The sequence below is a fragment of the Streptomyces sp. NPDC001513 genome (assembly GCF_042894695.1).
Taxonomy (GTDB): domain Bacteria; phylum Actinomycetota; class Actinomycetes; order Streptomycetales; family Streptomycetaceae; genus Streptomyces.
The window spans coordinates 292,991-316,095 of record NZ_JBIAVU010000010.1 but is presented as its reverse complement, the minus strand read 5'-3'; the positions used below and the strand labels follow the sequence as shown (position 1 = coordinate 316,095).

The window sequence follows — 23,105 nt, the reverse complement described above, 5'->3', positions numbered from 1 at the left end:
GTGATCGGTACACGTATGCACGTGCGCGTGCACACGGGTGCGAACGGGGACGGGGAGCGGCGCTGGCGCCGCGCCCACGGGGAGACGGGGAGGCCAACGTGGCAGACGACAACGGGGTAGCTGCGGTCCAAGCGGGCCTTTCGCTGGGGATGGCGGGTCCGCTCGGCGTGTTCGCGGGAGTGGCGTACGCAGCGACGGCTGCGGCGTTGCAGGTTCAGTACGACGAGTTGAAGGACTACCAGAAGCTGGTGGACGACCTTCTGAAGACGCTGAAGGAGTCCCCGGCCCATCACGGGAAGCTGGAGGACGGCACCCTGCCGGTGGGAGCCCTGGGGAAAGACTTCGCTCAGGCCGACAAGCTCTACAAGGCGTACACCACGGTCCACACGGAGCTGAAGAACCTGTCGAAGGGGCTGGCGGTGCAGATCGAGGCTCTCGGCATCGCCGTCCAGACCGCGGGCAAGGGCTACGCCGACGTCGACGAGGAGACGAAGCGGCGCATGGCGCTCCTTGCCAAGCAGGCCCATGACCAGTACGTCGTGAAGCGCGACCCGTACGCGGACAAGATGGCCGAAGGCGGACAGGCCGCGCCGACGAAGAAGGGCGTTGTTCTCGGATGAGCGAGTTTGAGGGCTACACGCACGCACAGCTGTACGCCATGGTCGCGGCGATGGACCCGGACAAGGCTCTTGTCTGCGCAACGCAGCTCACCACTGCCGCCGCGACGATCAGGGAAATCGGGGATCTACTCAAGAAGCACCAGGTCAAGGGCTGGGAGGGTGAGGCGGCCGTCAAATTCCAGAACTGGGTGAACCAGACGGGCAGCGCCACACTGGTGCTGGCCGACTACAGCGCCGCCGGCGGCACGTACATGGCGGAGTCTGTCCAGATCATGCGCGAGGTCAAGCCGACCGACTACGGCGCGGGCAACATGCCCAAGTACAGCGCGTCCGCGGAGGCGACCCTCAAGGAGAACCTCGCGACGTCCCGCGAGTACCACAACGACCCGGACGCGGTGAAGCTGGGCCAAGAGGCCTGGTCGAAGCTGAACGGGGACCACGCGCGGGCCGTAGACGCGATGACCAAGCTGGCCGGGTCGTACGAGAAGACGGCCCAGAGCATGGACAACGAGAAGATCCCGACGTTCCCGCCGCCGCCGGATGTCTTTGTGCCGCCGGCTCGCGATGGCGAATACGACGTGGCGCGGTCTAGTGGAGGAACAGGCGGAGGAGTCGGCTCGACGGGCTCCTCGTCCACGACGACGGGCTCGTCGCACAGCACGTCATCGGACGATCCCGGATCGGTCACCAGCCGTCCGCAGCAGCCGGACAGCACGGTTCCGTCGGTGCCCGTGCCGTTGACTCCGGACCACGAGGTGGACGTCGACCTCGACAACGTCGCAACGCTTCCGGACCGGACGGTGCCTCCGGTGACGACCACGCCCGGCCCGCTGCCGACAGGTCCCGTCAGCCCCACCCCCGGTCCTGTACTCCCGCCCATGGGATTCCCGCCGGTCGGCGGTACGAAGCTGCCCAGCCTCACCGGCCCGGGAATCGGCCCGTACCCGACACTGGGCGGTCCCGGCACTCCTCCCCCTGGGGGCAAGGCTGTTGGAATGCCCCCGCGTGACAGCGGCATCACGGGCGGGCGGCCTGTGACGTCCACCGGCCCCAGCTCGGGCATCCCGCGTGGCAACGTCATCGGCGAAGGCAGTCACGCCGGCCGTGGCATGGGCGGCGGGATGGGTCCCGGCGGCGGCCACGGAGGCGGACAGAACGGTTTTGCGGCAGGTCGTCGACTTGCCTCGGAGCCGGGAGGCATCGTCGGAGGGAAGCCCGGTACGGGCGCTCGCCCGATCGCGAGCGGCCAGCCGTTCACCCAGGGCGGTTCGGGTCTCGTGCGTAATGGCGCGGGTGGCGCGGGCACGGGTGCCATGGGGCACGCGGGTGCTCGTGCGCAGACCCCGGGTAAGCGGCGGGACGACCAGAAGGGCGAGCGTCCCGACTATCTGGCCGAGGACGAAGAGACCTGGCAGGCCAACCGTCGTGTTGTCCCGCCTGTGGTCGACTGAGCGGAACGGACGTTGCACGGGATGCGCATGCGTAAGGCGACCTCGGCCCTGGTGGGTCTGCTGCTGGCCGGGGTCGCCGCGACCCCGGCCTACGCGGCCACTGTTCGATCGCAGCAATGGCATCTCGACGCCATGAAGGCGGACGAGATCTGGAAGACCAGTACAGGGAAGGGCGTCACCGTCGCGGTAATCGACGATGGGGTCAGGGAGATTCCCGAACTGGAAGGCCAGCTCGTCCCTGGCAAGCGATTCACTCCGGACGGCGGCGACGGACCCACTGACCAGGGCGGCCATGGCACAACCATGGCCGCTTTGATCGCCGGAACGGGGAAGCACCCGAGCGGCGACGGCGGCTACGGCCTTGCCCCCGGCGCCAAGATTCTCCCCATCCTCGTTGCGGACACTGAAATGGCGACGCCGACCTGGGTTGCGGCGATTCGGTACGCGGCAGACTCGGACGCCAAGATCATCAATATGTCCCTGGGGATCGGCGGCACACCGGAAGATGATCTGGCGCGGGCCGAGGCGGTGAAGTATGCCCTTGCGAAGGGAAAGCTGATCTTCGCCGCTGTCGGCAACACTGGCGATTCGACGAACCGGATTGAGTACCCGGGTGCGACCCCTGGGGTGGTCGGCGTAGGCGCGGTAGACGCCAGCGGTGAGCCGACCAAGGAATCACAGCACGGTCCCCAAGTAGAGCTGGTCGCACCTGGCATGGACATCTTCACGGCATGCTCGGGTAAGACGGGGGTCTGCAAGAACCACGGCACCAGTGACGCGACCGCCCTCGCCTCCGCCTCAGCCGCGCTGCTCTGGTCCGCGCACCCCGACTGGACCAACAACCAGGTCCTCCGCGTACTGCTGAACAACGCCGGCAAGCCCGTTGACGGCTCCGGGCGCAACGACTACGTCGGCTACGGCGTGGTCCGGCCCAGCGTCGCGCTGAAGAATCCCGGCGACCCCGGTCCCGCGGACGTGTACCCGCTGCCCGACCTGGCGGCTGCGGCGGCCGCGGGCAAGTCCCCCTCCGCTTCCGCGCCCGCAGATGCCAAGGCTCCCGACGCCTCCGCGCCGAAGGCCGAGGAGAAGAAGAGCGGCAGCTCGCTGACCTGGATCGCGCTCGGCCTGGGAGCCTGCGTGCTCATCGGTGGCGCCGTGACCGTGGTCGTCGTACGCCGCAACCGCTGAGCTTTGTTCCGCCCCGGCTTTCCCTGACCTGACCCTGACCTACCGGCTCTGACTCGGGAGTTCGCGCGATGTCGTTCGACAAGGAATGGTCGGCGGCTCGCGCCACGGCCACCGCCAACGTGTCCATGCGGCTCAACCAGGTGCCCGCCGATCCAGGCGGCGGCGGTGGCGGTGACCTCGAGCTCAATCAGGATCACATCGGTGCCGTCGGCTCCGACGCGTACAAGTTGCACACCCGCCTCCAGACGGACGGCAAGCACGCCGCCACCGCCACCTCCGAGACCGCCGGGGCCCTCACCAAGGAGGGCTTCGCGAGCGGGGCGGCGCTGCTCAAGGCCCACGGCGTCTGGGAGAGCCAGGTCAAGACCCTCGTGGCGGCCTGCGCCAACATCTCCAACGGCCTGAACTACTCGCTCGCCTCCCACGCCAAGGACGAGCAGCAGCTGCACGCAGACTTCACCGCGTCCGCGATCGACAAGTACCTGAAGTAGAAGCCGAAGTGGAAGTCGAAGTGGACGGGGCGCCTGCATGCTGACGTACGAGAACGTGATGAACGCGCCGCTGGACAAGCTCCAGACGGCCGTCACCGACTGGACGGCGATGGCCGGCAAGCTGGACGAGATGGCCGAGGCCGCTCGTACGGGCATGAAGGCGAAGGCCGACAAGGCCGACTGGAGCGGGGTCACCGCCGGGGTGGCGCGCGGGTTCGTCGACAAGACGGCCAAGGAGTTCGAGGACGCGGCCAAGGCCGCCAAGGGCATGCACCGGGTCCTCGCCGACGCGCACGCGACGTTCAAGGCCGCCCAGGACGAGCTGAAGAAGCTCGCCGCCGAGGCCCCGGCGGCCGGTTTCCGGATCGATGCCACCGGGCGGGTCTCCGCGATCCCCCTGCCCACCGAGGCGGACCGGAACGCGGCCCGGCACGACCCCGACTACCAGCAGACCCTGAACGCGAACCGCAATGCCTGGCAGACCCGGGTGAACCGGGCGGTGGAGGACGTCCAGGACGCCGACGACTCCCTGGTCCGCGCCCTCCAGGCGAACGTAGCCGACGAACACGACTTCAGCGGGCCGAAGTTCGAGACGCTCGACGCCGAACAGGCGGCCCGCGCGGCCGACCTGATGAAGAAGGTCACCGGCGCAGGCGGCACGGCGCGCAACGTCGAGGCCCTGCGCGAGCTGGAGGAGCTGCTCGACGACAACCGCGAGGACCCCGAGTTCTCGACGGGCTTCTACCGGACGATCGGCGCCGAGGGCACCCTCGACATGTACTCCAAGCTGTCTCTCGACGCGACGAGCCTCGGGCCGGCGGGCAAGGACCGCGCGCTGATGGTCGCGAACATCCAGAGCGACATGGGTGCCATGCTCGGCCTCGCCACGCACAAGGACGTGCCCCACCACCTCGACGCCGCCTGGACGACCCAGCTGATGAAGGCGGGCCGCAAGGAGATGGACGTGTTCGGCGGCGTCCGGCAGATCTACGGCTACCAGGCACTCGGCGCGCTGCTCCGCGAGGGCAAGTACGACACGGAGTTCCTGACCTCGGTCGGCCGCGACATGGTCGCCATGGACCGGAAGGATCCGCAGGCCTGGGAGTTCCACACCCCGTACGGCATGGAGTCGGTCCTCAGCCAGGGCGGGGACGGGCGCGGCTTCTACCCGCTGACCGGGCTGATGGAGGCGCTGGGCAACAACCCGGACGCGGCGACGGCCTTCTTCAACGAGCCGGTACGCGAGGACAGCAACAAGGACGGCATCGTCACGAAGGACGACAAGCCGGTCGGCGGCCAGCACGGCAAGGACCGCGGCATGGTCGACTACATGCTCGACAAGAAGCCGTACATGGACAGCTTCGACATCACGAGGACCGGCGAACTCCACCCGGCCCAGCAGGCGCTCGGCGACGCCCTCATGGCGGCGGTCTCCCACCGGAGCCCGGGCGACGAGGACTCCCCGCCCGTCGCGCACACCAAGGAGATGGCGGCCGTCATGGAACGCGTCGTCGAGAAGATCGGCGACAAGCCGGAACTGGTCGACGCGGAGCCGGGCGAGCCGGAGGGGCCCCTGAACGGGCTGTCCGGGCACTTCGGCCAGATGGCGGCGGAGTACATGCCGGACATCCAGGCGTCGGCGGAAAACAGCAGCCGGATGATCAAGGCCAATGGTGAGATGGCCGTGTTCAACAAGGCCGACATGGCGGCGTTCATCGGAGCAGTGGGCCAGGACCCGGACGCGTACGGCGCCATCACCAATGCCCAGCGGGCGTTCACGACGACGCTCATCAACGATGTCATCGCGCACCGGAACGAGTACGAGGAGATCGACGCGGCGATCACGGTCGCCGTGCACCCCGGTGGTCAGATTGCGGGCATCCTCTCCGAGGCCAGGGCCGAGGGCACCTTCACAGAGAACGGCCACAAGGCGGAGGAGTACGTCAAAGGCGTCGAGGACAACGCCAAGTGGGTCAACCGTGTCATCACGGCGGCAGGTGGCAAGTACCTGGAAATGGTGCCGCTTGCCGGTGACGTCGTGGAGTGGCTTCAGGAAGACATCACGGAGGGCGTGGTCGAACGGGCGACGAAGGACCAGGCCGACAAGAAAGGCGAGGCCGATCACAAGGCCGTGCTTGACTACACGCAAGCCCAGTTGGAGGCTGGCCTGTCCGCAGAGCAATCGGTTCGCAAGGCCGCGGAGGGGACGGGCATGAACCAGCGGAGCATCGACGCCCTCGCCGGTTTGGCTTCGACGCAGACGGCGAACGCCCACGCGGTCGGCCGTGGCCAGGTCGTCACGTCGAACGGCGGCTCCTGATGCGCAGCGCCCGTACGTCCCTCGTGCTCGCAGTCTCCCTGGTCGCGGCGGCAGCGCTGACCGGGTGCGCGCAGGAGAAGAAGGAGGCCGCCCCGCAGTTGCCGGAGCGCACCTGCTTCGGCGTCTTCACCCGGTCTGACCTGGAGCCCCTCATGGGCTACGGGGACACGGTGGAGGTCTCCGGGCCTGTCGATGCCCGTCTGACCGTGCAGCGCCCCGGGGCCACGTGCAACGTCTACGTAGACGGCCAGGGGCGGGTCCTCGTCTCGGCCACACGCCGGCCCCTGGGGCAGGAGGTCCACTGGCCCCCCACCGACCCCGCACCGGATCCGCTTCCCCTCGGCGACAAGGGCAACGTGTGGCAGACGGGTGCCCGCGTCGCCCTCACCTGCAAGGGACCCCAGGACTCGTTCGAGCTCGAGCTCGGGCTCAGCGGCTCTGTGGAGCACATGAAGCCCGGCACATCGCGAGCCTTGTTCACCGAGCTCATGACGAAGTACCTGGAGTCCGCGAAGGAGCAGACCGGGTGCGGCGTCTGAGGCGGCGCGGCCGGGGAAGGCGAAAGCCGCTCGGGGGTGCGCCTGTCCTCGAGTGGCCCGCCGCGAAGCCGTGACCGGAATCGAACCGGCGTAACCCGCTGTGCGGGCGAGTCCCTGACAGGGCTGTCGCGGACGGACATCGACGTGCTGGCCGGAGCCGCCTCCCGGGAGACCACCAACGGCCATTCGGCCGGACGCGACCAGGTGGCATCGGCGGCCGGCACGCCGTGAACGGCGCACAGCCCGAAGGACCGGTGCGGAGAAGGGGCGAGGAATGGCTTGTACGAGGACACGGACGGCGCGGCTCTCGGGGCTCGTGGCGGGTGCGCTCCTGCTCGCGGGATGCGGGTCCGGCACCGAGCCAGTGGGAGCAGGGCTCCTGGAAGGCCGAGCTCGGGAACGACTACCTGGTCATCGCGCACTCCGCCGCCCGCGCCCTGGCCAAGGAACTGGGCTGCCGGGATGGCGGCGAGCTGCCCGAGCAGCCCGCGGGACTGCCGGCCGCAGCGCCGTGACCGGCATCGGCACTGCTGCCCGTACGCCGGTGGTCTCGGCTGCCCTCGCCGTGGCCCTCGCCCTCCTCTCCGGCTGCGCCGAGGAGCAGAAACCCTTGGCCGCCTCGAAGGTGCGGCCCGAGACGTGCTTCGGCGCCTTCACGCCGGACGAGCTGGCGCCCCTGCTGGGCAGGGGCGACGAGGTCATGGTCGACTCCCCCTACGACCTCCGACTGAACGCGCAACGGCCCGGCGTGACCTGCAACGTCTACGTCGACGGCAAGAGTGGACTGCTTGCCACGGCAGAGCGCCAGCCCCTCGGGCAGGGGGTGCACTGGCCGCTGGAGAAGGTGAACGCCGAGCCGATCCCGGCGGTGGAGAACGGCAAGGTGTGGAACACCGGAGCCGCCGCCCTGCTGTCCTGCAAGGGGGCCACGGACTCCTTCGAGCTGGAGCTGTGGCTGAGTGGATCCGTCGACGGGAAGAAGCCCGGCGACTCGCGCCCGGTGCTCGCCGCGCTCATGAAGAAGTACGCCGACTACGCGAAACAGCAGACCCGGTGCGGCAGCTCATGAGCCGGCGGCCGGACGGGGAAGGTGCCGGGTGCCCGGCTCATGACCTACGTCTGGCCTGAGCTGTCTTCGCTCGCCGGTTCCTGCTCACCGGCGCTGGTTCGCTCTGCTGCTGAGGGATTCCTCGCTTCGGCCAGATCACTCCCTCATTCGCTCGGCGGTGCGCGAGGGAAACACCCGTCAACGACATGATGAACCATGCCATGACGGCTACTCCCCACCGGCCGAATTCATTCCAGGCGAGCGCAAGGCTGGGGGTCAGCAGGCAGATGTATGCGAACCGTAGTCGCCATTTGTGGAGGGGGAGCGCCGGAACATTCATCCTGACGCTGTACTCGCTGATGATGATCCAGTCGTCGATGAAGAACGCGAAGGCATAGGACAGCACGGCCATCCATACGCCATGTATTCCGCGGCCTTGGAGTAGCCACATGAGCGTGAGCGCGGAAAGGAAGACGCCCCCTTGGGCGTTGGTCAGGTTCAGCTGCCGCATCTCTCTCCAGAGGGTTGCGGCCGGCCCTTTGTTCTTGAACAGGGCACGCACTTGAGCGGAATAGCGAATCGTTGCCGTCAGTGCGACAAGCAGGGTGGTGATGCGCAGGATCAGCGATCCGTTGGACACTTGCTCTGTCAAACTGTCCAGCGCGCGCCCTCGGTCGCTGAGGGCCATCGGGAGCCACTCGTCGATGCTGTCAAGCGGATCGCTGAGCGCCATCACGCAGCAGGCGACGGCCAGCCCGAAATTGATGGAGCCCTGGATCGTGCTGAATCCGAGACGTAGTTTTGTGTTCAGTGCCGTACGGGAGAGGTTCTCGGTTCTCCACTGCTTCATCTGTTGCATGTGGTCGCGGAGGAATTCGCGCGACGCATCCGGGGACGATATCTTAGAAGAGCGGCGAAGCATGTCGAGGAGCCCTAACGGAGGCGCGGGCTCAATTCCATCGAAAACTTCTCGTCTCACGGTGCGTCTCGTGCCGATATCGGAGATTACGGCCGCCAGAAAGAATGTGGCGAACCCCGCGATGGCGGCGGATTTGATGATGGGATCAGTGAGCAGCTGCGTCATAGCTCCTCCTATGCGCGATGCCTGACCGGCATGGCAGCTGGGATCAAGAGGCGCCATCATTCCAGGCCGACGTGCAGGGCGGAGGCGTTTTGCCGCTGGTTCGCCCCGTCGAGGTTCGGTGCAGCTTCTTGAACACGAAACGGGACGCGCAGGCCGCCGGACGACCGCAGCGCAGGTGCTCTGGATGGCCCACCGGCTGCTCCGCTGCCGGGACGCCGTGGTTGCCGGCCACACCCGGGACGACACGGAGTGCGCGCAGGTTCGGCGTGACCTCGGGAACACGAGCCGGACAAGGCGAAAGCCGCTCGGGGGTGCGCCTGCCCCCGAGCGGCTCGCCGCGAAGCCGTGACCGGAATCGAACCGGCGTAACCCGCTTTGCAGGCGAGTCCCTCAACCACTCGGGCACACGGCTGTGAGGTGGTGATGTGCACGACCGTACGGGGGCCGCGGGGGAGCGGGAAGGGTTCCGCGGCGGGTGTAACACGACTGCCATGCCGCGTTCACAGTGACCCGACGACCTAGGTCTCCAGGAGGAGGCGGGATCCGTCGAATAGACAGGGTCGATCCGCGGCTACGCACCTTACGCTGGGGCGATGAGTGCCCTTGAGCCCCGCGTGCCCCAGCGAACCGAGCCGATCCCGCCCCTGCAGCAGGGCGGCGTGCTCGGGCCCGCGTACCGGACGCTCAGCATCGGGATCATCTCCGTCGTCTTCCTCATCGCCTTCGAGGCCACCGCCGTGGGCACCGCCATGCCCGTCGCCGCCCGCGAGCTGGAGGGGATCGGGCTCTACGCCTTCGCCTTCTCCGCCTACTTCACGACCAGCCTCTTCGGCATGGTCCTGTCCGGGCAGTGGGCCGACCGGCAGGGGCCGCTGCGGCCGCTGACCGTCGGCATCGCCTCGTTCGCCTCCGGGCTCGTGGTGTCCGGGACCGCCGGGGCCATGTGGGTGTTCGTGCTCGGCCGGGCCGTGCAGGGCTTCGGCGGCGGGCTGGTCATCGTCGCCCTGTACGTGGTGGTCAGCCGGGCCTACGAGGAGCGGCTGCGCCCCGCCATCATGGCCGCCTTCGCCGCGAGCTGGGTGGTCCCGTCCATCGTCGGGCCGCTGGCCTCGGGGACCGTCACCGAACACCTCGGGTGGCGGTGGGTGTTCCTCGGGATACCGGCCCTCGTCGTCGTGCCGCTGGTGGTGGCCCTGCCGGCGATACGCCGGACCGCGTCCGGGCCCGTCGACCCGGACGCGCCGCCCGCGGCCTTCGACCGGCGGCGGATCCGGCTGGCCCTCGGGATCTCGCTGGGTGCGGCGCTGCTCCAGTACGCCGCCCAGGACCTGCGGTGGCTGTCGCTGCTGCCGGGCATCGCCGGCGCGGCCCTGCTGGTGCCCGCCGTGCTCGGGCTGCTGCCGCGCGGGACGTACCTGGCGCGGCGCGGACTGCCGTCCGTGGTGCTGCTGCGCGGGGTGGCCGCGGGCTCGTTCATCGCGGCGGAGAGCTTCGTCCCGCTGATGCTGGTCACCCAGCGGGGGCTGAGCCCGACGCTGGCCGGGTTCTCGCTCGCGCTGGGCGGGCTCACCTGGGCGGGCGGCTCGTGGGTGCAGTCGAAGGGGCGGATGGCCCCGTACCGGGAAAGGCTGATGGTGGGCGGGATGGTCATGGTGGCGCTGGCCATCGCCGCGGCCCCCGCCGTGCTCATCGAGTCCGTGCCGGTGTGGACGCTGGCGCTGGCCTGGGCGGTCGGCTGCCTGGGCATGGGGCTGGTGATCGGCTCCACGAGCGTGCTGCTGCTGAAGCTGTCGGCGCCGGAGGAGGCGGGCGCGAACTCCGCCGCGCTGCAGATCTCGGACGCGCTGGCGAACGTGGTGCTGCTGGCGGGCGGCGGCGCCGCCTTCGCCGCGCTGGGCGGCGGAGCCGTCGGCGCCTCCCACGCCCTGACGGACGGGGCGTCGGCCTCGCACCCCGCCGCCTTCGTGGTGGTGTTCCTGCCGATGGCCTGCGTGGCCCTGGTGGGGGCGTGGGTCGCGACCCGGCTGGAGCCCGCCAAGGCCTGAGCGCCGGGCACCCCGGGGCGTGCGCGGCGCGAGTGCCGGGCCGGGCCGAGCCGTGAGTGCCGGGCCGGGCCGAGCCGTGAGTGCCGGGCACGGCAGAGGTCTGAGCGCTGCGCAACGCCGAGGCGCGAGCGCAGAGCAACGCCGAAGCGTGCGAAGCGTGAGCGCAGGGAAATCGGCTGCCTCAGGGTCGGCGGCTGCACTAGCGTGGCGGGCATGAACGAGCTGGTCATCCGACTGTCCGACGCCGAGCGCGCGGAGTGCGCCGACCTCGCCGATGCCACCGGCCAGTCGCCCGAGGAGCTCGCGCTGGACGCCGTACGGGCGCACCTGAGGGCCGAGCGGGATCGCGTCGGGGCCGAGGCGCTGCGCCTCGCGCAGCGGCACGCGCCCCTGCTGAAGCGGCTCGGCGCATGAGCGCCGCCGCCGCCGTCCCGGTGCGCCACCTCACGCTCGCCGAGGTCCTCGACCTGGCCCGGCACGCCTGCCTGGCCCAGGACCAGCCCGTCGAACTGCGCGCCGCCGGGCTGCTGGAGTCGGCCGTGCACCGGCCCCGGGCCCGCATGTTCGGCACCCCGGCCTACGAGGACCCGTACGAGCAGGCCGCCGCGCTGCTCCACGGCATCGCGACGAACCACCCCCTCGTCGACGGGAACAAGCGCACCGCCTGGCTCGCCGCGGCCACCTTCCTCGCCGTGAACGGGGCCGACCCGGGCGACGTCGACCAGGAGGCCGCCTACGCACTGGTCATCGACGTGGCGGCCGGGCACGAGACGGACGTCGCACGCATCACCGGCCGGCTGAGGGCACTGCTCCGCCCTCCGGTGTGACGCTCGCCGCACCGCGCGAGGTCACGGGCCTGTCCCTCCGCGAGGGGCGGGCCCGTCCCGGTAAGGTGGCCCGGTTGTCCTACGTACGACTGCCGAGAGCGACGAACCGGAGACCGTGACTACTACCGCCTCCCACCACCTCTCACCCGCCTTCCCCGGCCGCGCCCCTTGGGGTACGGCGGGCAAACTGCGCGCCTGGCAGCAGGGAGCGCTGGACCGGTACATCGAGAAGCAGCCGCGGGACTTCCTCGCGGTCGCCACCCCGGGCGCAGGCAAGACCACCTTCGCGCTGACCCTCGCCTCCTGGCTGCTGCACCACCACGTGGTCCAGCAGGTGACCGTGGTCGCGCCGACCGAACACCTGAAGAAGCAGTGGGCGGAAGCCGCAGCGCGGATAGGCATCCGGCTGGACCCCGAGTACTCCGCCGGACCGCTCAGCAAGGACTACCACGGGGTCGCCGTCACCTACGCCGGTGTCGGCGTGCGCCCGATGCTGCACCGCAACCGCTGCGAGCAGCGCAAGACCCTCGTCATCCTCGACGAGATCCACCACGCCGGTGACTCGAAGTCCTGGGGCGAGGCCTGCCTGGAGGCCTTCGACCCGGCGACCCGGCGCCTCGCGCTGACCGGCACGCCCTTCCGGTCCGACACGAACCCGATCCCCTTCGTCGCGTACGAGGAGGGGAACGACGGCATCCGCCGGTCGTCCGCCGACTACACCTACGGCTACGGGAACGCGCTCGGCGACGGCGTCGTCCGGCCCGTCATCTTCCTCTCCTACAGCGGCAACATGCGCTGGCGCACCAAGGCGGGCGACGAGATCGCCGCCAAGCTCGGCGAGCCGATGACCAAGGACGCCATCTCGCAGGCCTGGCGCACCGCGCTGGACCCGCGCGGCGACTGGATGCCGAACGTGCTGCGCGCCGCCGACCGGCGGCTGACGGAGGTCAGGAAGGGCATCCCCGACGCGGGCGGCCTCGTCATCGCCTCAGACCAGGACTCGGCGCGCTCCTACGCGAAGCTGCTGCGGGAGATCACGGGCAGCAAGGCCACCGTGGTGCTCTCCGACGACACCGGTGCGTCGAAGCGGATCGACGAGTTCAGCGAGGACGGCAGCCGCTGGATGGTCGCGGTCCGGATGGTGTCCGAAGGCGTCGACGTACCGCGCCTCGCGGTGGGCGTGTACGCGACGACGATCTCGACCCCGCTGTTCTTCGCCCAGGCCGTCGGGCGCTTCGTGCGCTCGCGCAGGCGCGGCGAGACCGCGTCCGTGTTCCTGCCGACCATTCCCTACCTCCTCGGCTTCGCCAACGAGATGGAGGTCGAGCGCGACCACGTCCTCGACAAGCCGAAGAAGCAGGGCGAGGAAGACCCGTACGCCGAGTCCGAGAAGGAAATGGACGAGGCGAACAAGCAGGAGGACGAGGACACCGGCGAGGACGAGCAGATGTCCTTCGAGGCGCTGGAGTCCGACGCGGTCTTCGACCGGGTCCTCTACGACGGCGCCGAGTTCGGCATGCAGGCGCACCCGGGCAGCGAGGAGGAGCAGGACTACCTCGGCATCCCCGGACTCCTGGAACCGGACCAGGTGCAGATGCTGCTGCAGAAGCGGCAGTCGCGGCAGATCGCGCACAGCCGCCGCAAGCCGGACACCGAGGCCGACCTGCTCGAGCTGCCGGCCGAGCGGCGGCCGGTGGTCTCGCACAAGGAACTGCTGGAACTGCGGAAGTCGCTGAACACGATGGTCGGCGCGTACGTCCACCAGAGCGGCAAGCCGCACGGCGTGATCCACACGGAGCTGCGCCGGGTGTGCGGCGGGCCGCCGAGCGCGGAGGCGACGGCGGGACAGCTGCGCGAGCGGATCAAGAAGGTGCAGGAGTGGGCCACCCGCATGCGGTGAGTCCACGAGAACGGTTCGCGCGGAACGGTTCACGCAGAACGGTTCACACAGAACGGGGACGGGGTCCGTGCGGAGCATCGCACGGACCCCGTGCACGGACCCCGTCCTCCGTGACCGCCCCGGACCCGTACGGGACGCGGTCGGCGGTGCCGCCCTTGGCGGTCGTGGGGCGGCGAAGGTCTCCTGTGCAAAATGAGGTTACGAATCGACACCGGTTGCGATCAGGAACCGGCACAAACAGGTAGCGCGCGCCCGGATTCTGGACGAGCCCTTCCGCTGAGCGGACCCGCTCGCTACTGTCCCCGCATCGAACGCACCGTGGCAGCGCCGCCGCGGGAGCGCAGCCGGTGCCATGGCCGCTACCGGCGGCCTCTCCGTGCGCCGCCGCGGGACCGGCGGCGTTCCACCCCGAGAGTCACCGCCGCTCACCGAAAGAGGGAGAGGCGTCGTGACCGCGGAAACCTCCCAGACTCTCGACAGAGGGCTCAGAGTCCTCAAACTGCTCGCCGACACCGACCACGGTCTGACCGTCACCGAGCTCTCCAACCGCCTCGGTGTGAACCGCACCGTGGTCTACCGGCTCCTCGCCACGCTCGAACAGCACGCCCTGGTCCGCCGCGACCTCGGCGGCCGGGCCCGCGTCGGTCTGGGCGTACTGCGGCTGGGCCGGCAGGTGCATCCCCTCGTACGCGAGGCGGCCCTGCCCGCGCTGCGCTCCCTCGCCGAGGACATAGGGGCCACCGCCCACCTGACCCTCGTCGACGGCACCGAGGCGCTCGCCGTCGCCGTCGTGGAGCCGACCTGGACGGACTACCACGTGGCCTACCGGGCCGGCTTCCGCCACCCGCTGGACCGCGGGGCCGCCGGGCGGGCCATCCTGGCCGCCCGTCAGGGCTCCCTCATCGAACCCGGGTACACGCTGACGCACGGCGAGCTCGAAGCGGGCGCGAGTGGCGCTGCCGCGCCGCTCGTGGGGATCACCGGGCTGGAGGGCAGCGTCGGGGTCGTCATGCTGGCGGACGCGGTGCCGGAGCGGGTGGGGCCGAGGGTGGTGGACGCGGCGCGCGAGGTCGCCGACGCGCTGCGCTGAGCTCGACTGGTTTTCGCCGGGTGCGGTGTGGGGGGCGGGTGCGGCGCCGTTGCCGGGGGCGCTGCCCCCGGACCCCCGCGCCTCAAACGCCGGCGGGGCTGAAAGAGCGCCCCAAACGCCGGCGAGGCTGGACCTGCGTGCGGGCGGATAGATTGGGTGGGTGCTCTCAGCCCTCACACGTCTGTCGCGTCCCGTTGCCCTGGCCGTTTGTGCCGTGCCCGTGGTCGGGTTGTTCGTCGCCGCGGCCTTCGCGCCGTTGCCCTACGTGGTCGCGGTGCCCGGGCCCACGGCCGACGTGCTCGGGTCCGACAAGGGCAAGCCGGTCATCACCGTCACCGGGGCGCCCGTCCGGGAGACCGAGGGCCAGCTGCGGATGACCACCATCCGGGCCACCGGGCCGTCCTCGACCATGCGGCTGCACGAGCTCGTCGACCACTGGTTCAAGACCGACCAGGCGGTCATGCCCAAGGAGGCCGTCTACTCCTCGGGCGGAAGCGACGAGGAGATCGAGAAGCACAACCTGGAGGAAATGGCCAAGTCGCAGTCGGCCGCCGCCGACGCCGCGCTCGGCTATCTCCACAAGGACCCCAAGGACGTCAAGGTCGACCTCAACCTCGCCGACGTCGGCGGCCCCAGCGCCGGCCTCCTCTTCTCCCTCGGCGTCGTCGACAAGCTCGACGGCGACGGCAGCGGCGGCGACCTCACCGGCGGACGCAACATCGCCGGTACGGGAACCATCACCGCCGACGGAACGGTCGGCGCGGTCGGCGGGGTGGCCCTGAAGACCCAGGCCGCGCGGCGCGACGGGGCGAGCGTGTTCCTCGTACCGAAGGCCGAGTGCGCGGACGCGCGGTCGGAGCTTCCCGAGGGACTGCGGCTCGTCCCCGTCACCTCGCTCACGGACGCGGTGAACTCCCTGCGCGCTCTGAAGCGGGGAGAGGACGTTCCGTCCTGCTGACGGCCGGCCCCCGGTCCAGGCCGCGCCAGGCCGGGAAGACCAGCGGGGCGAGCGTCGTCAGCAGGTAGGTGCCGCCGAACAGCAGCAGCGCCCGGCCGACCCCGAACCCGTCCACCAGCAGGCCCGCCGCCAGTCCGCCCAGCGGCATGGTCAGCTCAGAGCCCGCCGTGGACACCCCCGCGACGCGGCTGCGCAGCTCCTCCGGCACCTTCTCGAACATGACCGTGGTCAGGATCGGGTTGAGCATGCCCGCGCCCAGGCCGGACAGGGCCATCGTCACCGCGAGCGGCAGCGGCGTGTCGGTGACGGCGGCCACCACGTACCGGGTCGCCCCGGAGAGCAGGAAGGCCCCGGCGAACACCGCCCGGCGCGGGAACCGCTCGCCCCACATCCCGTAGAACAGGGCGCCCAGCAGCGCGAAGCCGCCGAAGAGGGAGAACATCAGGCCGAGGGTGGTGGCCGCGCCGAGGACGTCCCGGCCGTGCACGGGCAGCAGCACCGCGGACCAGCCCTGGTCCAGGCCGTTGGTCATCATGACCATCACCGTGATGCCCATCAGCAGCCGGGAGCGGGCCAGGAAGGCCCAGCCCTCGGCCAGTTCGGCGCGGTACGCCGCGAAGGACACCTTCCCGGCGGCCCGTTGCGGCTCGGCGGCCGGGACCCCGCGCACGAACACGGCGACCAGCAGCGCCGACGCCCCGAAGGTCGCCGCGTCCAGCAGTAGTACGGTCTCGGCGCCGAAGGCCGTGATCAGTACGCCGGCCACGGCGGCCCCGATCATCCGGGCTCCGCGCGAGACCGCGTCGTAGAGGCCGGCCGCCCGGGGGACGGTGGTGCCGGCGTGCTGGGCCAGGTTCGGCAGGAGGACGCCCCGGGCGGTCAGGCCCGGGGTGTGCACGAGGCCGCCGAGGGCCATCAGCGCGCACAGCATCCAGAACTCCAGCACGCCCGCGTGGTGCAGCAGCGGGATCGCGCCGACCGACAGGCCGCTGATGAGGTCGGAGGCGGCCGAGACCCGGCGGCGGCCGATCCGGTCGATGACCGGGCCGCCGACCAGGGCGGCCACGACGACGGGCAGGGTGGCGCAGAAGGCGACGACGCCGGCCCGGCCGGCGCTGCCGGTGGTCAGCAGCACGAACCACGGGACGCCGATGAGGGTGAGTGAACTTCCGGCTATGGAGATGGTGTTGGCGGCCAGTACGGCGATCAGGGGGCGCTTGTCCGTACGGCGCTCCGCGCGCGGCGGCCCGTCGGGGAGCAAGGCGTGCACAGCAGGACTCCTGAGATGAGTGGGGGAGGGGGCGGCAGGTGCGGCGGGGCGGCGGGGCCGCTACTCGGCCCGGCGGGGCCGTTCCCCGGCCGTCTCGCGCGGGAAGGCGTGCGTGTGGAAGCGGACCGCCTTCGTGTCATCGGAGGCCGGCAGATCGCGATGGCTGTTGATCAGGTCGTGCATCTTGTGGATCAGTTCGTGGCTCTGCGCGGGGGTCAGGTGCAGGGTGAAGTCGCTCATGTCCGCGCCGCGCCGCCACTCCTGGGGCCAGGTGTGGGCGTTGCCGAGCCAGGTGCTCAGCTCCTGCGTGTGGATCGTCGCGATCTCGTGCAGGAAGAGGTCCGCCGCGCCGCGCACGGCCGGGTCCTCGTCGAGCGTCAGCGTCTCGTCGAACGCCGTGGCGTCGTACACGGCCCGCCACCAGCGTTCGCGGCCCTTGCCGTGCTCGGGCGCGTCCTCGACGAACCCGTACGCCGCGAGCCGGCGCAGGTGGTAGCTGGTGGCGCCGCTCGACTCCCCGAACCGGTCGGCCAGCCGGGAGGCGGTCGCGGGGCCGTCGTGGCGCAGGGCGCCCAGGAGGCGGATGCGCAGGGGATGGGCGAGGCCGCGCAGTGAACGGGCGTCGAGCGTGCGGACGTTGGGCGCTGCGGGGTTCTCGGGCATGGCTCGACGGTAGAGTTGCAAAGATTTCTCTGCAAGGATTTATTTGCAACTCCTCCCGCGCGGCGTCAGGGGCGGGTGTCGTCCTCGGCCGCCTGCTCGACCAGCGGGATGATCCGCAGGGGTACGGGGTTCTCCATCACGATCGCCGTCGACGCCCGGACGATCCCCTCGAACCCGACGACGCGGTCGATCACCCGCTGCAGGTCGGCGTTGGACCGCGCCACCAGCCGGCACAGCATGTCCCCGTGCCCGGTGGTCGTGTGCAGCTCCAGCACCTCCGGCACCCCGTCCAGGTGGGCCCGTACGTCGGCCCCCTGCCCCTGCTTGATCTCCAGCGTGGCGAAGGCGGTCACCGGATACCCGAGGGCCGTCGGATCGACCTGCGGGCCGAACCCGCGGATGACCCCGTTCGACTGGAGCCGGTCGAGGCGGGCCTGCACCGTCCCGCGGGCCACGCCGAGGCGCCGCGAGGCCTCCAGGACCCCGATCCGGGGCTCCCGGGCGAGCAGGACGATGAGCCGGCCGTCGAGTTCGTCGATGCCCATGGACGCCTCCGGGTGCCCACGCGTGCCCGTGGGTGGTCATAGTGCACAGATGTTTCAGCCATCCTGCGCTCATACTGGTCACCTTGTACAGCCAAACAGGAAACTATTGCGCAGCTTGTGGATCGGCGGGACTCTGCGCTCATGACTGAGTCCCTGGCGAACCTCGAAACCACCCCGCACACCGCGCGTGAGGCCGACCCCTTCCCGGTGAAGGGCATGGACGCGGTCGTCTTCGCCGTCGGCAACGCCAAGCAGGCCGCGCACTACTACTCGACCGCCTTCGGCATGAAGCTCGTGGCCTACTCCGGACCGGAGAACGGCAGCCGCGAGACGGCCAGCTACGTCCTGACCAACGGCTCCGCGCGCTTCGTGCTGACCTCGGTCATCAAGCCGTCGACCGACCACGGCCGCTTCCTGGCCGAGCACGTCGCCGAACACGGCGACGGCGTGATCGACCTCGCCATCGAGGTCCCGGACGCCCGCGCGGCGTACGCGTACGCCGTCGAGCAGGGCGCCCGCGGCCTGGACGAGCCGTACGAGGTCAAGGACGAGCACGGCACCGTGGTGCTGGCCGCGATCGCCACGTACGGCCAGACCCGCCACACGCTGGTCGAGCGCGGCGACTACACCGGCCCGTACCTCCCCGGCTACGAGGCCGTCGAGCCGATGGTCGCGCCCCCGGCCAAGCGGACCTTCCAGGCCATCGACCACTGCGTCGGCAACGTCGAGCTGGGCCGGATGAACGAGTGGGTCGCGTTCTACAACAAGGTCATGGGCTTCACGAACATGAAGGAGTTCGTGGGCGACGACATCGCGACCGAGTACTCGGCGCTGATGTCCAAGGTGGTCGCGGACGGCACCAAGAAGGTCAAGTTCCCGATCAACGAGCCGGCGATCGCGAAGAAGAAGTCGCAGATCGACGAGTACCTGGAGTTCTACGGCGGCCCCGGCGTCCAGCACATCGCGCTCGCCTCGAACGACATCGTCGCCACGGTCCGCTCGATGCGCGCGGCCGGCGTCCAGTTCCTGTCCGTCCCGGACAGCTACTACGACACCCTCGGCGAGTGGGTCGGCGACACCCGGGTGCCGATCGACGAGCTGCGCGAGCTGAAGATCCTCGCCGACCGCGACGAGGACGGCTACCTGCTGCAGATCTTCACCAAGCCGGTGCAGGACCGCCCGACCGTCTTCTTCGAGATCATCGAGCGCCACGGCTCCATGGGCTTCGGCAAGGGCAACTTCAAGGCGCTCTTCGAGGCGATCGAGCGCGAGCAGGACAAGCGCGGCAACCTCTAGCCCCGTCCTGGTCGCTCCCGGCGACTTCGGGCCCCCCGGCCGGTGCCGGGGGGCCCGCCCGTGTTCCGGCCGACGGCGTCGCGGCCCCGTGAGGGGAGGGCCGCGACGCCGCCGGCCGGTCAGCCCGTCCGGCCGGTCAGCGAGCGGACGGAGAAGGGGACGCCTTCGGCTCCTGCGCCGCCTTCGGTTCCTGCGCCGCCTTCGGCTTCGGCTTGGGATTCGGCTTGGGCAGCTCAGGCTCCACCCACGGAGTGACCGGCTGCAGGTGCTCCGGGCCACCCGGCGGCGGCTGGCCGATCACCGTCAGGGCCTCCTTGGCCAGCGGCCCCCGCAGCGGCGAGAAGTGCGGGTTCGTCCGCGCGGTCTCCTGGAGGTGGCGTCGGGCCGCCGCCACATCACCGAGGCCGCGCTCGATCATCGCCCGGTGGTACGAGAAGTCGGCGCTGCGCAGACCCTGTTCCGTGGCCTTCTTCGCGTACTCCAGCGCCGCCGCGTCCTCACCCGCCTGGTGCAGGGCCCACCCCAGTGCGTCCGCCACCTGCACGCTCTTGTGCCGCAACCACTCCTCCGACAGACGGTGCACCGCCGCCGCCGGATCCCCGTGGTCCGCCTCGTACAGGCCGAGGACCACGTCGTCGTCGACGCCGTTCTGCCCGTCCCGCGCCGCCAACGAGCCGATCATGTCGTACGGAACGCGCGCCTCCTGCGTCCGGCCCAGCGACTCCAGCAGCTCGCCCAGTTCCCTGGCCAGCTGCGGCATCGGGGTCCGCCCCAGCGCCAGCCGGTAGTCCCGCACCGCCTCCCCGGAACGGCCCAGCGCGGCCAGCGCACGGGCCCGGCCGCCCAGCGCCTCCGCCTGCGCCGGATCCGTCCGCAGCGCGCCCTCGTACTGCCGCAGCGCCTCCGCCGCGTCACCCCGCTCCCAGGACAGCTCCCCGAGCCGGAACAGCGCGTACGCCTTCTCCGCCGGCGCCTTCGCCGCGCCCGCCGCCTCCTCCATCGACACCACCGCGTCCTCGCGCCAGCCGCGGTCCCGGTAGACCTGCGAGGCCCGCACGTGCGCCGCCAGACCAGGCCGCAGCTCCAGCAGCAGCTCCATCGCCTTCTGCGCGCCCTTGTAGTCGCCGAGCCCCGTGTACGCGTCCACGAGCACCGGGTACGCCGTCCACCGCTTCGGCGCCTGCGCCCGTACGAGCTCACCCCACTTCCTGGCGGTCCCGAAGTCCCGCCGGACGTTGGCCAGCGCGCCCATGCCCGTCATCGCGTCGAAGTTGCCCTTCTCCGCCGGGCGGACCTCCAGCGAGCGCTTCAGCGCCTTCTCCGCCTTCGGGTACCAGCCCGAGTCCGCGGTGCGCCGGCCCTGCTCGATGTACGCGGAGCCGAGGACCGCCCACGAGGCGTCGTCGTCCGCGTGCTGCGCGACCCACTTCTCCCGGTCCGCCACCAGCGCCGACACGTCCACCGCCGCCGCGGGCGCGCCCATGCCCACCGCCGACGCGGCGCGTTCGCTCGGCCCCGGCGGGCGGGCGTCGTCACCGGTCCGGGCGGGGCGGATCAGCAGGGCCCCGGCGATCAGGACCACGGCGACCGCGGCGGCCACGAGCGTCTTGCGGCCGGTGAAGGTCACGGGCGGCGCCGGCGTCTGTGATTCCTCGTCGATACGGTCCATGGGGTCACTGTGCGTCAATATGAAGAGTTCACAGAGGTGCCCGAAGAGGGGCGCGGGCGTGTTCACACCGATGGTCCCGCGACGACCACTGGGAGGGGCCCCCACCGGGGTGCCAGGCTGGTCCCATGGATGACGATCTCACCGCACGTCTGCGAGCGAACCTCCTCGAAGGGCTCCCGGCCGACGCCCTGCTCACCGATCCCCAGGTGACGGCCTCCTACGCCACCGACATGGCCAGCTTCTGCGCCGCCGGAACCCCGGCCGTCGTCGTACTGCCCCGGACCGTCGACCAGGTCCGGCACGTCATGCGCACCGCCACCGCCCTACGGATCCCCGTCGTCCCCCAGGGCGCCCGTACGGGCCTGTCGGGCGGCGCCAACGCCTCCGACGGCTGCATCGTGCTGTCCCTGGTGAAGATGGACCGGATCCTGGAGGTCAGCGCCGTCGACCGGATCGCCGTCGTCGAACCGGGCGTGGTGAACGCCGTGCTCTCGCGCGCCGTCGCCGAACAGGGCCTGTACTACCCGCCCGACCCCTCCAGCTGGGAACAGTGCACCATCGGCGGCAACATCGGCACCGCCTCGGGCGGCCTGTGCTGCGTCAAGTACGGGGTCACCGCCGAGTACGTGCTCGGCCTCGACGTGGTCCTGGCCGACGGGCGGCTGCTGCGCACGGGCCGCCGCACCGCCAAGGGCGTCGCCGGATACGACCTCACCCGGCTCTTCGTCGGCTCCGAGGGCAGCCTCGGCGTCGTCGTCCAGGCCGTCCTCGCCCTCAAGCCCGCGCCGCCCCGGCAGCTCGCGCTGGCCGCCGAGTTCCCCTCCGTCGCGGCGGCCTGCGAGGCCGTCTGCGCCGTCATGGAGGCGGGCCTGACCCCCTCGCTGCTGGAACTCATGGACCGTACGACCGTCCGCGCCGTCAACGCCCTCGGCAGGATGGGCCTGCCGGAGACCACCGAGGCCCTGCTCCTGGCCGCCTTCGACACGCCGCACGCCCCGGACGACCTCGCGGCCGTGGGGAAGCTGTGCACCGCCGCCGGGGCCACCGCCGTCGTGCCCGCCGAGGACCAGGCGGAGTCGGAACTGCTGCTCCAGGCCCGCCGGATGTCCTTCCCCGCCCTGGAGGCCCTGCGGCCCGCGACGATGATCGACGACGTCTGCGTACCGCGCTCGCGGCTCGCCGAGATGCTGGACGGGACGGCCGCCATCGCCCGTACCCAGGACCTGCTCATCGGAGTCGTGGCGCACGCCGGGGACGGCAACACCCACCCGATCGTCTGCTTCGACCCCGCAGACGAGGACGAGACGCGGCGGGCCCGCGAATCCTTCGGCGCGATCATGGCGCTGGGGCTGGAGCTGGGCGGGACCATCACCGGAGAGCACGGGGTCGGCATCCTGAAGAAGGAGTGGCTGGCCCGCGAACTCGGCCCGGTGGGACTGGAGATGCAGCGCGCCGTCAAACAGGCCTTCGACCCGCTGGGGCTGCTCAACCCGGGCAAGCTCTTCTGACACCGGCTCCGCGGTCGGTCGTACGCGGCCGGGACCGTCCGCCATCACAGGTCCCCGTCCGCCGACTCGTCCGACGGCCACGGGTCGCGCAGCCACAGGTCGTCGGCGGGCGTCGGGGTGAGCAGCTCGGCCAGGGCCGCGTCCAGGCCGAGCCGCTCGGCCTCGGTGCCGGGCGGCACCACGCGCAGGGTGCGCTCCAGCCAGGCCGACACGGAACCGGCGGGGGCCTCCAGCAGGGCGTCGCCGTCGGGGGAGCTGAGCGCCATGCAGAGCACGGACTTGTTGTCGACCTTGGTGGGCCAGATCCGGACGTCGCCGTGGCCGCAGGGGCGGAACACCCCCTCGACGAGCAGCTCGCGGGCGAAGGTCCAGTTGACGGGGGTGCTGGAGCCGGTGTGGAAGGTGATGTGGACGGCGTACGGGTCGTCGGACAGGTAGAGGAGCCGCGCCGGGACGGGGATGCTGCGCTCGGGGGACAGGACCAGCTTCAGTTCCAGCTCGCGCTCGATGACGGGGTGGTGCATGGCGGCCTCACTTCGGTTCGGTGCGCAGGGCCTGATGGCGCCCCACATCCCGAGAGAGCGCCGATGTGC

At 70.8% G+C, this 23,105-nt stretch carries 22 protein-coding genes and 1 tRNA gene; 16 read left to right on the top strand and 7 right to left on the bottom strand.

Going from position 1 to position 23,105, the window contains the following annotated elements; all coding sequences use genetic code 11:
- Positions 1-98 precede the first annotated feature (98 nt).
- The 8 genes from ACFYZ4_RS23960 to ACFYZ4_RS23925 all read left to right on the top strand — a co-directional run bounded on the left by ACFYZ4_RS23960 (position 99) and on the right by ACFYZ4_RS23925 (position 7,678).
- The gene (locus ACFYZ4_RS23960; protein WP_390784782.1) at positions 99-620 is read left to right on the top strand and encodes a hypothetical protein; all 522 of its coding nucleotides are present in this window, start codon (positions 99-101) and stop codon (positions 618-620) included.
- Positions 617-2,071: a hypothetical protein gene (locus ACFYZ4_RS23955; protein WP_390784781.1), complete on the top strand. Its 1,455-nt coding sequence runs from the start codon at positions 617-619 to the stop codon at positions 2,069-2,071. The genes ACFYZ4_RS23960 and ACFYZ4_RS23955 overlap by 4 nt, the downstream gene beginning before the upstream one ends.
- A 21-nt stretch (positions 2,072-2,092) precedes the next feature.
- Positions 2,093-3,259 carry a type VII secretion-associated serine protease mycosin gene (gene mycP / locus ACFYZ4_RS23950; protein WP_390784780.1) on the top strand — a complete coding sequence of 389 codons (1,167 nt, stop codon included), beginning with the start codon at positions 2,093-2,095 and terminating at the stop codon, positions 3,257-3,259.
- A 68-nt stretch (positions 3,260-3,327) separates the two neighbouring features.
- Positions 3,328-3,750: a hypothetical protein gene (locus ACFYZ4_RS23945; protein ID WP_390784779.1), complete on the top strand. Its 423-nt coding sequence runs from the start codon at positions 3,328-3,330 to the stop codon at positions 3,748-3,750.
- 37 nt (positions 3,751-3,787) lie between these two features.
- Positions 3,788-6,070 carry a hypothetical protein gene (locus tag ACFYZ4_RS23940; RefSeq protein ID WP_390784778.1) on the top strand — a complete coding sequence of 761 codons (2,283 nt, stop codon included), beginning with the start codon at positions 3,788-3,790 and terminating at the stop codon, positions 6,068-6,070.
- A complete protein-coding gene (locus ACFYZ4_RS23935; RefSeq protein WP_390784777.1) occupies positions 6,070-6,609 on the top strand; it encodes a hypothetical protein in 540 nt (179 codons plus the stop codon). Before ACFYZ4_RS23940 ends, ACFYZ4_RS23935 begins: the two co-directional genes overlap by 1 nt.
- Positions 6,610-6,932: 323 nt before the next feature.
- Complete coding sequence (locus ACFYZ4_RS23930; protein ID WP_390784776.1) at positions 6,933-7,124, top strand: hypothetical protein; 192 nt, start codon at positions 6,933-6,935, stop codon at positions 7,122-7,124.
- On the top strand, positions 7,121-7,678 hold the full coding sequence (locus ACFYZ4_RS23925) for a hypothetical protein (RefSeq protein ID WP_390784775.1): 558 nt from the start codon (positions 7,121-7,123) through the stop codon (positions 7,676-7,678). The genes ACFYZ4_RS23930 and ACFYZ4_RS23925 overlap by 4 nt, the downstream gene beginning before the upstream one ends.
- A 37-nt stretch (positions 7,679-7,715) precedes the next feature.
- Here the strand turns inward: ACFYZ4_RS23925 and ACFYZ4_RS23920 are convergent, their stop codons facing one another.
- Positions 7,716-8,741, bottom strand: coding sequence for a hypothetical protein (locus ACFYZ4_RS23920; RefSeq protein WP_351297343.1), 1,026 nt, complete (start codon positions 8,739-8,741; stop codon positions 7,716-7,718).
- Between the two features lie 340 nt (positions 8,742-9,081).
- Positions 9,082-9,153 (bottom strand) — tRNA-Cys (locus tag ACFYZ4_RS23915).
- Positions 9,154-9,334: 181 nt separating this feature from the next.
- Between ACFYZ4_RS23915 and ACFYZ4_RS23910 the strand changes: the two genes are divergently transcribed.
- The 6 genes from ACFYZ4_RS23910 to ACFYZ4_RS23885 all read left to right on the top strand — a co-directional run bounded on the left by ACFYZ4_RS23910 (position 9,335) and on the right by ACFYZ4_RS23885 (position 15,561).
- Positions 9,335-10,786 carry an MFS transporter gene (locus ACFYZ4_RS23910; RefSeq protein ID WP_390784774.1) on the top strand — a complete coding sequence of 484 codons (1,452 nt, stop codon included), beginning with the start codon at positions 9,335-9,337 and terminating at the stop codon, positions 10,784-10,786.
- A 213-nt stretch (positions 10,787-10,999) separates the two neighbouring features.
- A complete protein-coding gene (locus tag ACFYZ4_RS23905) occupies positions 11,000-11,200 on the top strand; it encodes a hypothetical protein (protein ID WP_351297349.1) in 201 nt (66 codons plus the stop codon).
- Positions 11,197-11,613 (top strand): type II toxin-antitoxin system death-on-curing family toxin, encoded by a 417-nt coding sequence (locus ACFYZ4_RS23900; protein ID WP_390784773.1) that lies wholly within the window; start codon positions 11,197-11,199, stop codon positions 11,611-11,613. Before ACFYZ4_RS23905 ends, ACFYZ4_RS23900 begins: the two co-directional genes overlap by 4 nt.
- A 115-nt stretch (positions 11,614-11,728) precedes the next feature.
- Positions 11,729-13,513: a DEAD/DEAH box helicase gene (locus ACFYZ4_RS23895; protein ID WP_351297352.1), complete on the top strand. Its 1,785-nt coding sequence runs from the start codon at positions 11,729-11,731 to the stop codon at positions 13,511-13,513.
- A 448-nt stretch (positions 13,514-13,961) separates the two neighbouring features.
- Positions 13,962-14,603: an IclR family transcriptional regulator gene (locus ACFYZ4_RS23890; protein WP_007264382.1), complete on the top strand. Its 642-nt coding sequence runs from the start codon at positions 13,962-13,964 to the stop codon at positions 14,601-14,603.
- 160 nt (positions 14,604-14,763) lie between these two features.
- Complete coding sequence (locus ACFYZ4_RS23885; RefSeq protein WP_351297355.1) at positions 14,764-15,561, top strand: S16 family serine protease; 798 nt, start codon at positions 14,764-14,766, stop codon at positions 15,559-15,561.
- Here ACFYZ4_RS23885 and ACFYZ4_RS23880 read toward each other — a convergent pair.
- From ACFYZ4_RS23880 to ACFYZ4_RS23870, 3 genes are all read right to left on the bottom strand, one after another.
- A complete protein-coding gene (locus tag ACFYZ4_RS23880; RefSeq protein WP_390784772.1) occupies positions 15,500-16,831 on the bottom strand; it encodes an MFS transporter in 1,332 nt (443 codons plus the stop codon). The two genes, ACFYZ4_RS23885 and ACFYZ4_RS23880, sit on opposite strands and share 62 nt — an antisense overlap.
- Positions 16,832-16,891: 60 nt before the next feature.
- A complete protein-coding gene (locus ACFYZ4_RS23875) occupies positions 16,892-17,494 on the bottom strand; it encodes an ArsR/SmtB family transcription factor (RefSeq protein WP_390784771.1) in 603 nt (200 codons plus the stop codon).
- A 65-nt stretch (positions 17,495-17,559) separates the two neighbouring features.
- On the bottom strand, positions 17,560-18,039 hold the full coding sequence (locus ACFYZ4_RS23870) for an Lrp/AsnC family transcriptional regulator (RefSeq protein ID WP_351297364.1): 480 nt from the start codon (positions 18,037-18,039) through the stop codon (positions 17,560-17,562).
- Between the two features lie 141 nt (positions 18,040-18,180).
- Here ACFYZ4_RS23870 and hppD point away from each other — a divergent pair, with 141 nt between their 5' ends.
- Entirely contained in the window at positions 18,181-19,335 is a 1,155-nt protein-coding gene (gene hppD / locus ACFYZ4_RS23865; protein WP_351297367.1) for a 4-hydroxyphenylpyruvate dioxygenase, read from the top strand.
- Between the two features lie 136 nt (positions 19,336-19,471).
- Here hppD and ACFYZ4_RS23860 read toward each other — a convergent pair whose 3' ends face one another.
- On the bottom strand, positions 19,472-21,004 hold the full coding sequence (locus ACFYZ4_RS23860; RefSeq protein ID WP_390784770.1) for a tetratricopeptide repeat protein: 1,533 nt from the start codon (positions 21,002-21,004) through the stop codon (positions 19,472-19,474).
- A 125-nt stretch (positions 21,005-21,129) separates the two neighbouring features.
- On the opposite strand from ACFYZ4_RS23860, the gene ACFYZ4_RS23855 reads away from it, so the two are divergent.
- A complete protein-coding gene (locus tag ACFYZ4_RS23855; protein WP_390784769.1) occupies positions 21,130-22,512 on the top strand; it encodes an FAD-binding oxidoreductase in 1,383 nt (460 codons plus the stop codon).
- Between the two features lie 44 nt (positions 22,513-22,556).
- Here the strand turns inward: ACFYZ4_RS23855 and ACFYZ4_RS23850 are convergent, their stop codons facing one another.
- Positions 22,557-23,036 (bottom strand): SsgA family sporulation/cell division regulator, encoded by a 480-nt coding sequence (locus ACFYZ4_RS23850; protein WP_351297376.1) that lies wholly within the window; start codon positions 23,034-23,036, stop codon positions 22,557-22,559.
- Positions 23,037-23,105 lie beyond the last annotated feature (69 nt).

Coding starts and splice junctions, on each gene's coding strand:
- ACFYZ4_RS23955 (WP_390784781.1), top strand. CDS start 617: ATGAGCGAGTTTGAGGGCTACACGCACGCACAGCTGTACGCCATGGTC.
- ACFYZ4_RS23945 (WP_390784779.1), top strand. CDS start 3,328: ATGTCGTTCGACAAGGAATGGTCGGCGGCTCGCGCCACGGCCACCGCC.
- ACFYZ4_RS23910 (WP_390784774.1), top strand. CDS start 9,335: ATGAGTGCCCTTGAGCCCCGCGTGCCCCAGCGAACCGAGCCGATCCCG.
- ACFYZ4_RS23935 (WP_390784777.1), top strand. CDS start 6,070: ATGCGCAGCGCCCGTACGTCCCTCGTGCTCGCAGTCTCCCTGGTCGCG.
- ACFYZ4_RS23860 (WP_390784770.1), bottom strand. CDS start 21,004: ATGGACCGTATCGACGAGGAATCACAGACGCCGGCGCCGCCCGTGACC.
- hppD (WP_351297367.1), top strand. CDS start 18,181: ATGACTGAGTCCCTGGCGAACCTCGAAACCACCCCGCACACCGCGCGT.
- ACFYZ4_RS23905 (WP_351297349.1), top strand. CDS start 11,000: ATGAACGAGCTGGTCATCCGACTGTCCGACGCCGAGCGCGCGGAGTGC.
- ACFYZ4_RS23900 (WP_390784773.1), top strand. CDS start 11,197: ATGAGCGCCGCCGCCGCCGTCCCGGTGCGCCACCTCACGCTCGCCGAG.
- mycP (WP_390784780.1), top strand. CDS start 2,093: ATGCGCATGCGTAAGGCGACCTCGGCCCTGGTGGGTCTGCTGCTGGCC.
- ACFYZ4_RS23855 (WP_390784769.1), top strand. CDS start 21,130: ATGGATGACGATCTCACCGCACGTCTGCGAGCGAACCTCCTCGAAGGG.
- ACFYZ4_RS23850 (WP_351297376.1), bottom strand. CDS start 23,036: ATGCACCACCCCGTCATCGAGCGCGAGCTGGAACTGAAGCTGGTCCTG.
- ACFYZ4_RS23870 (WP_351297364.1), bottom strand. CDS start 18,039: ATGGGCATCGACGAACTCGACGGCCGGCTCATCGTCCTGCTCGCCCGG.
- ACFYZ4_RS23940 (WP_390784778.1), top strand. CDS start 3,788: ATGCTGACGTACGAGAACGTGATGAACGCGCCGCTGGACAAGCTCCAG.
- ACFYZ4_RS23920 (WP_351297343.1), bottom strand. CDS start 8,741: ATGACGCAGCTGCTCACTGATCCCATCATCAAATCCGCCGCCATCGCG.
- ACFYZ4_RS23875 (WP_390784771.1), bottom strand. CDS start 17,494: ATGCCCGAGAACCCCGCAGCGCCCAACGTCCGCACGCTCGACGCCCGT.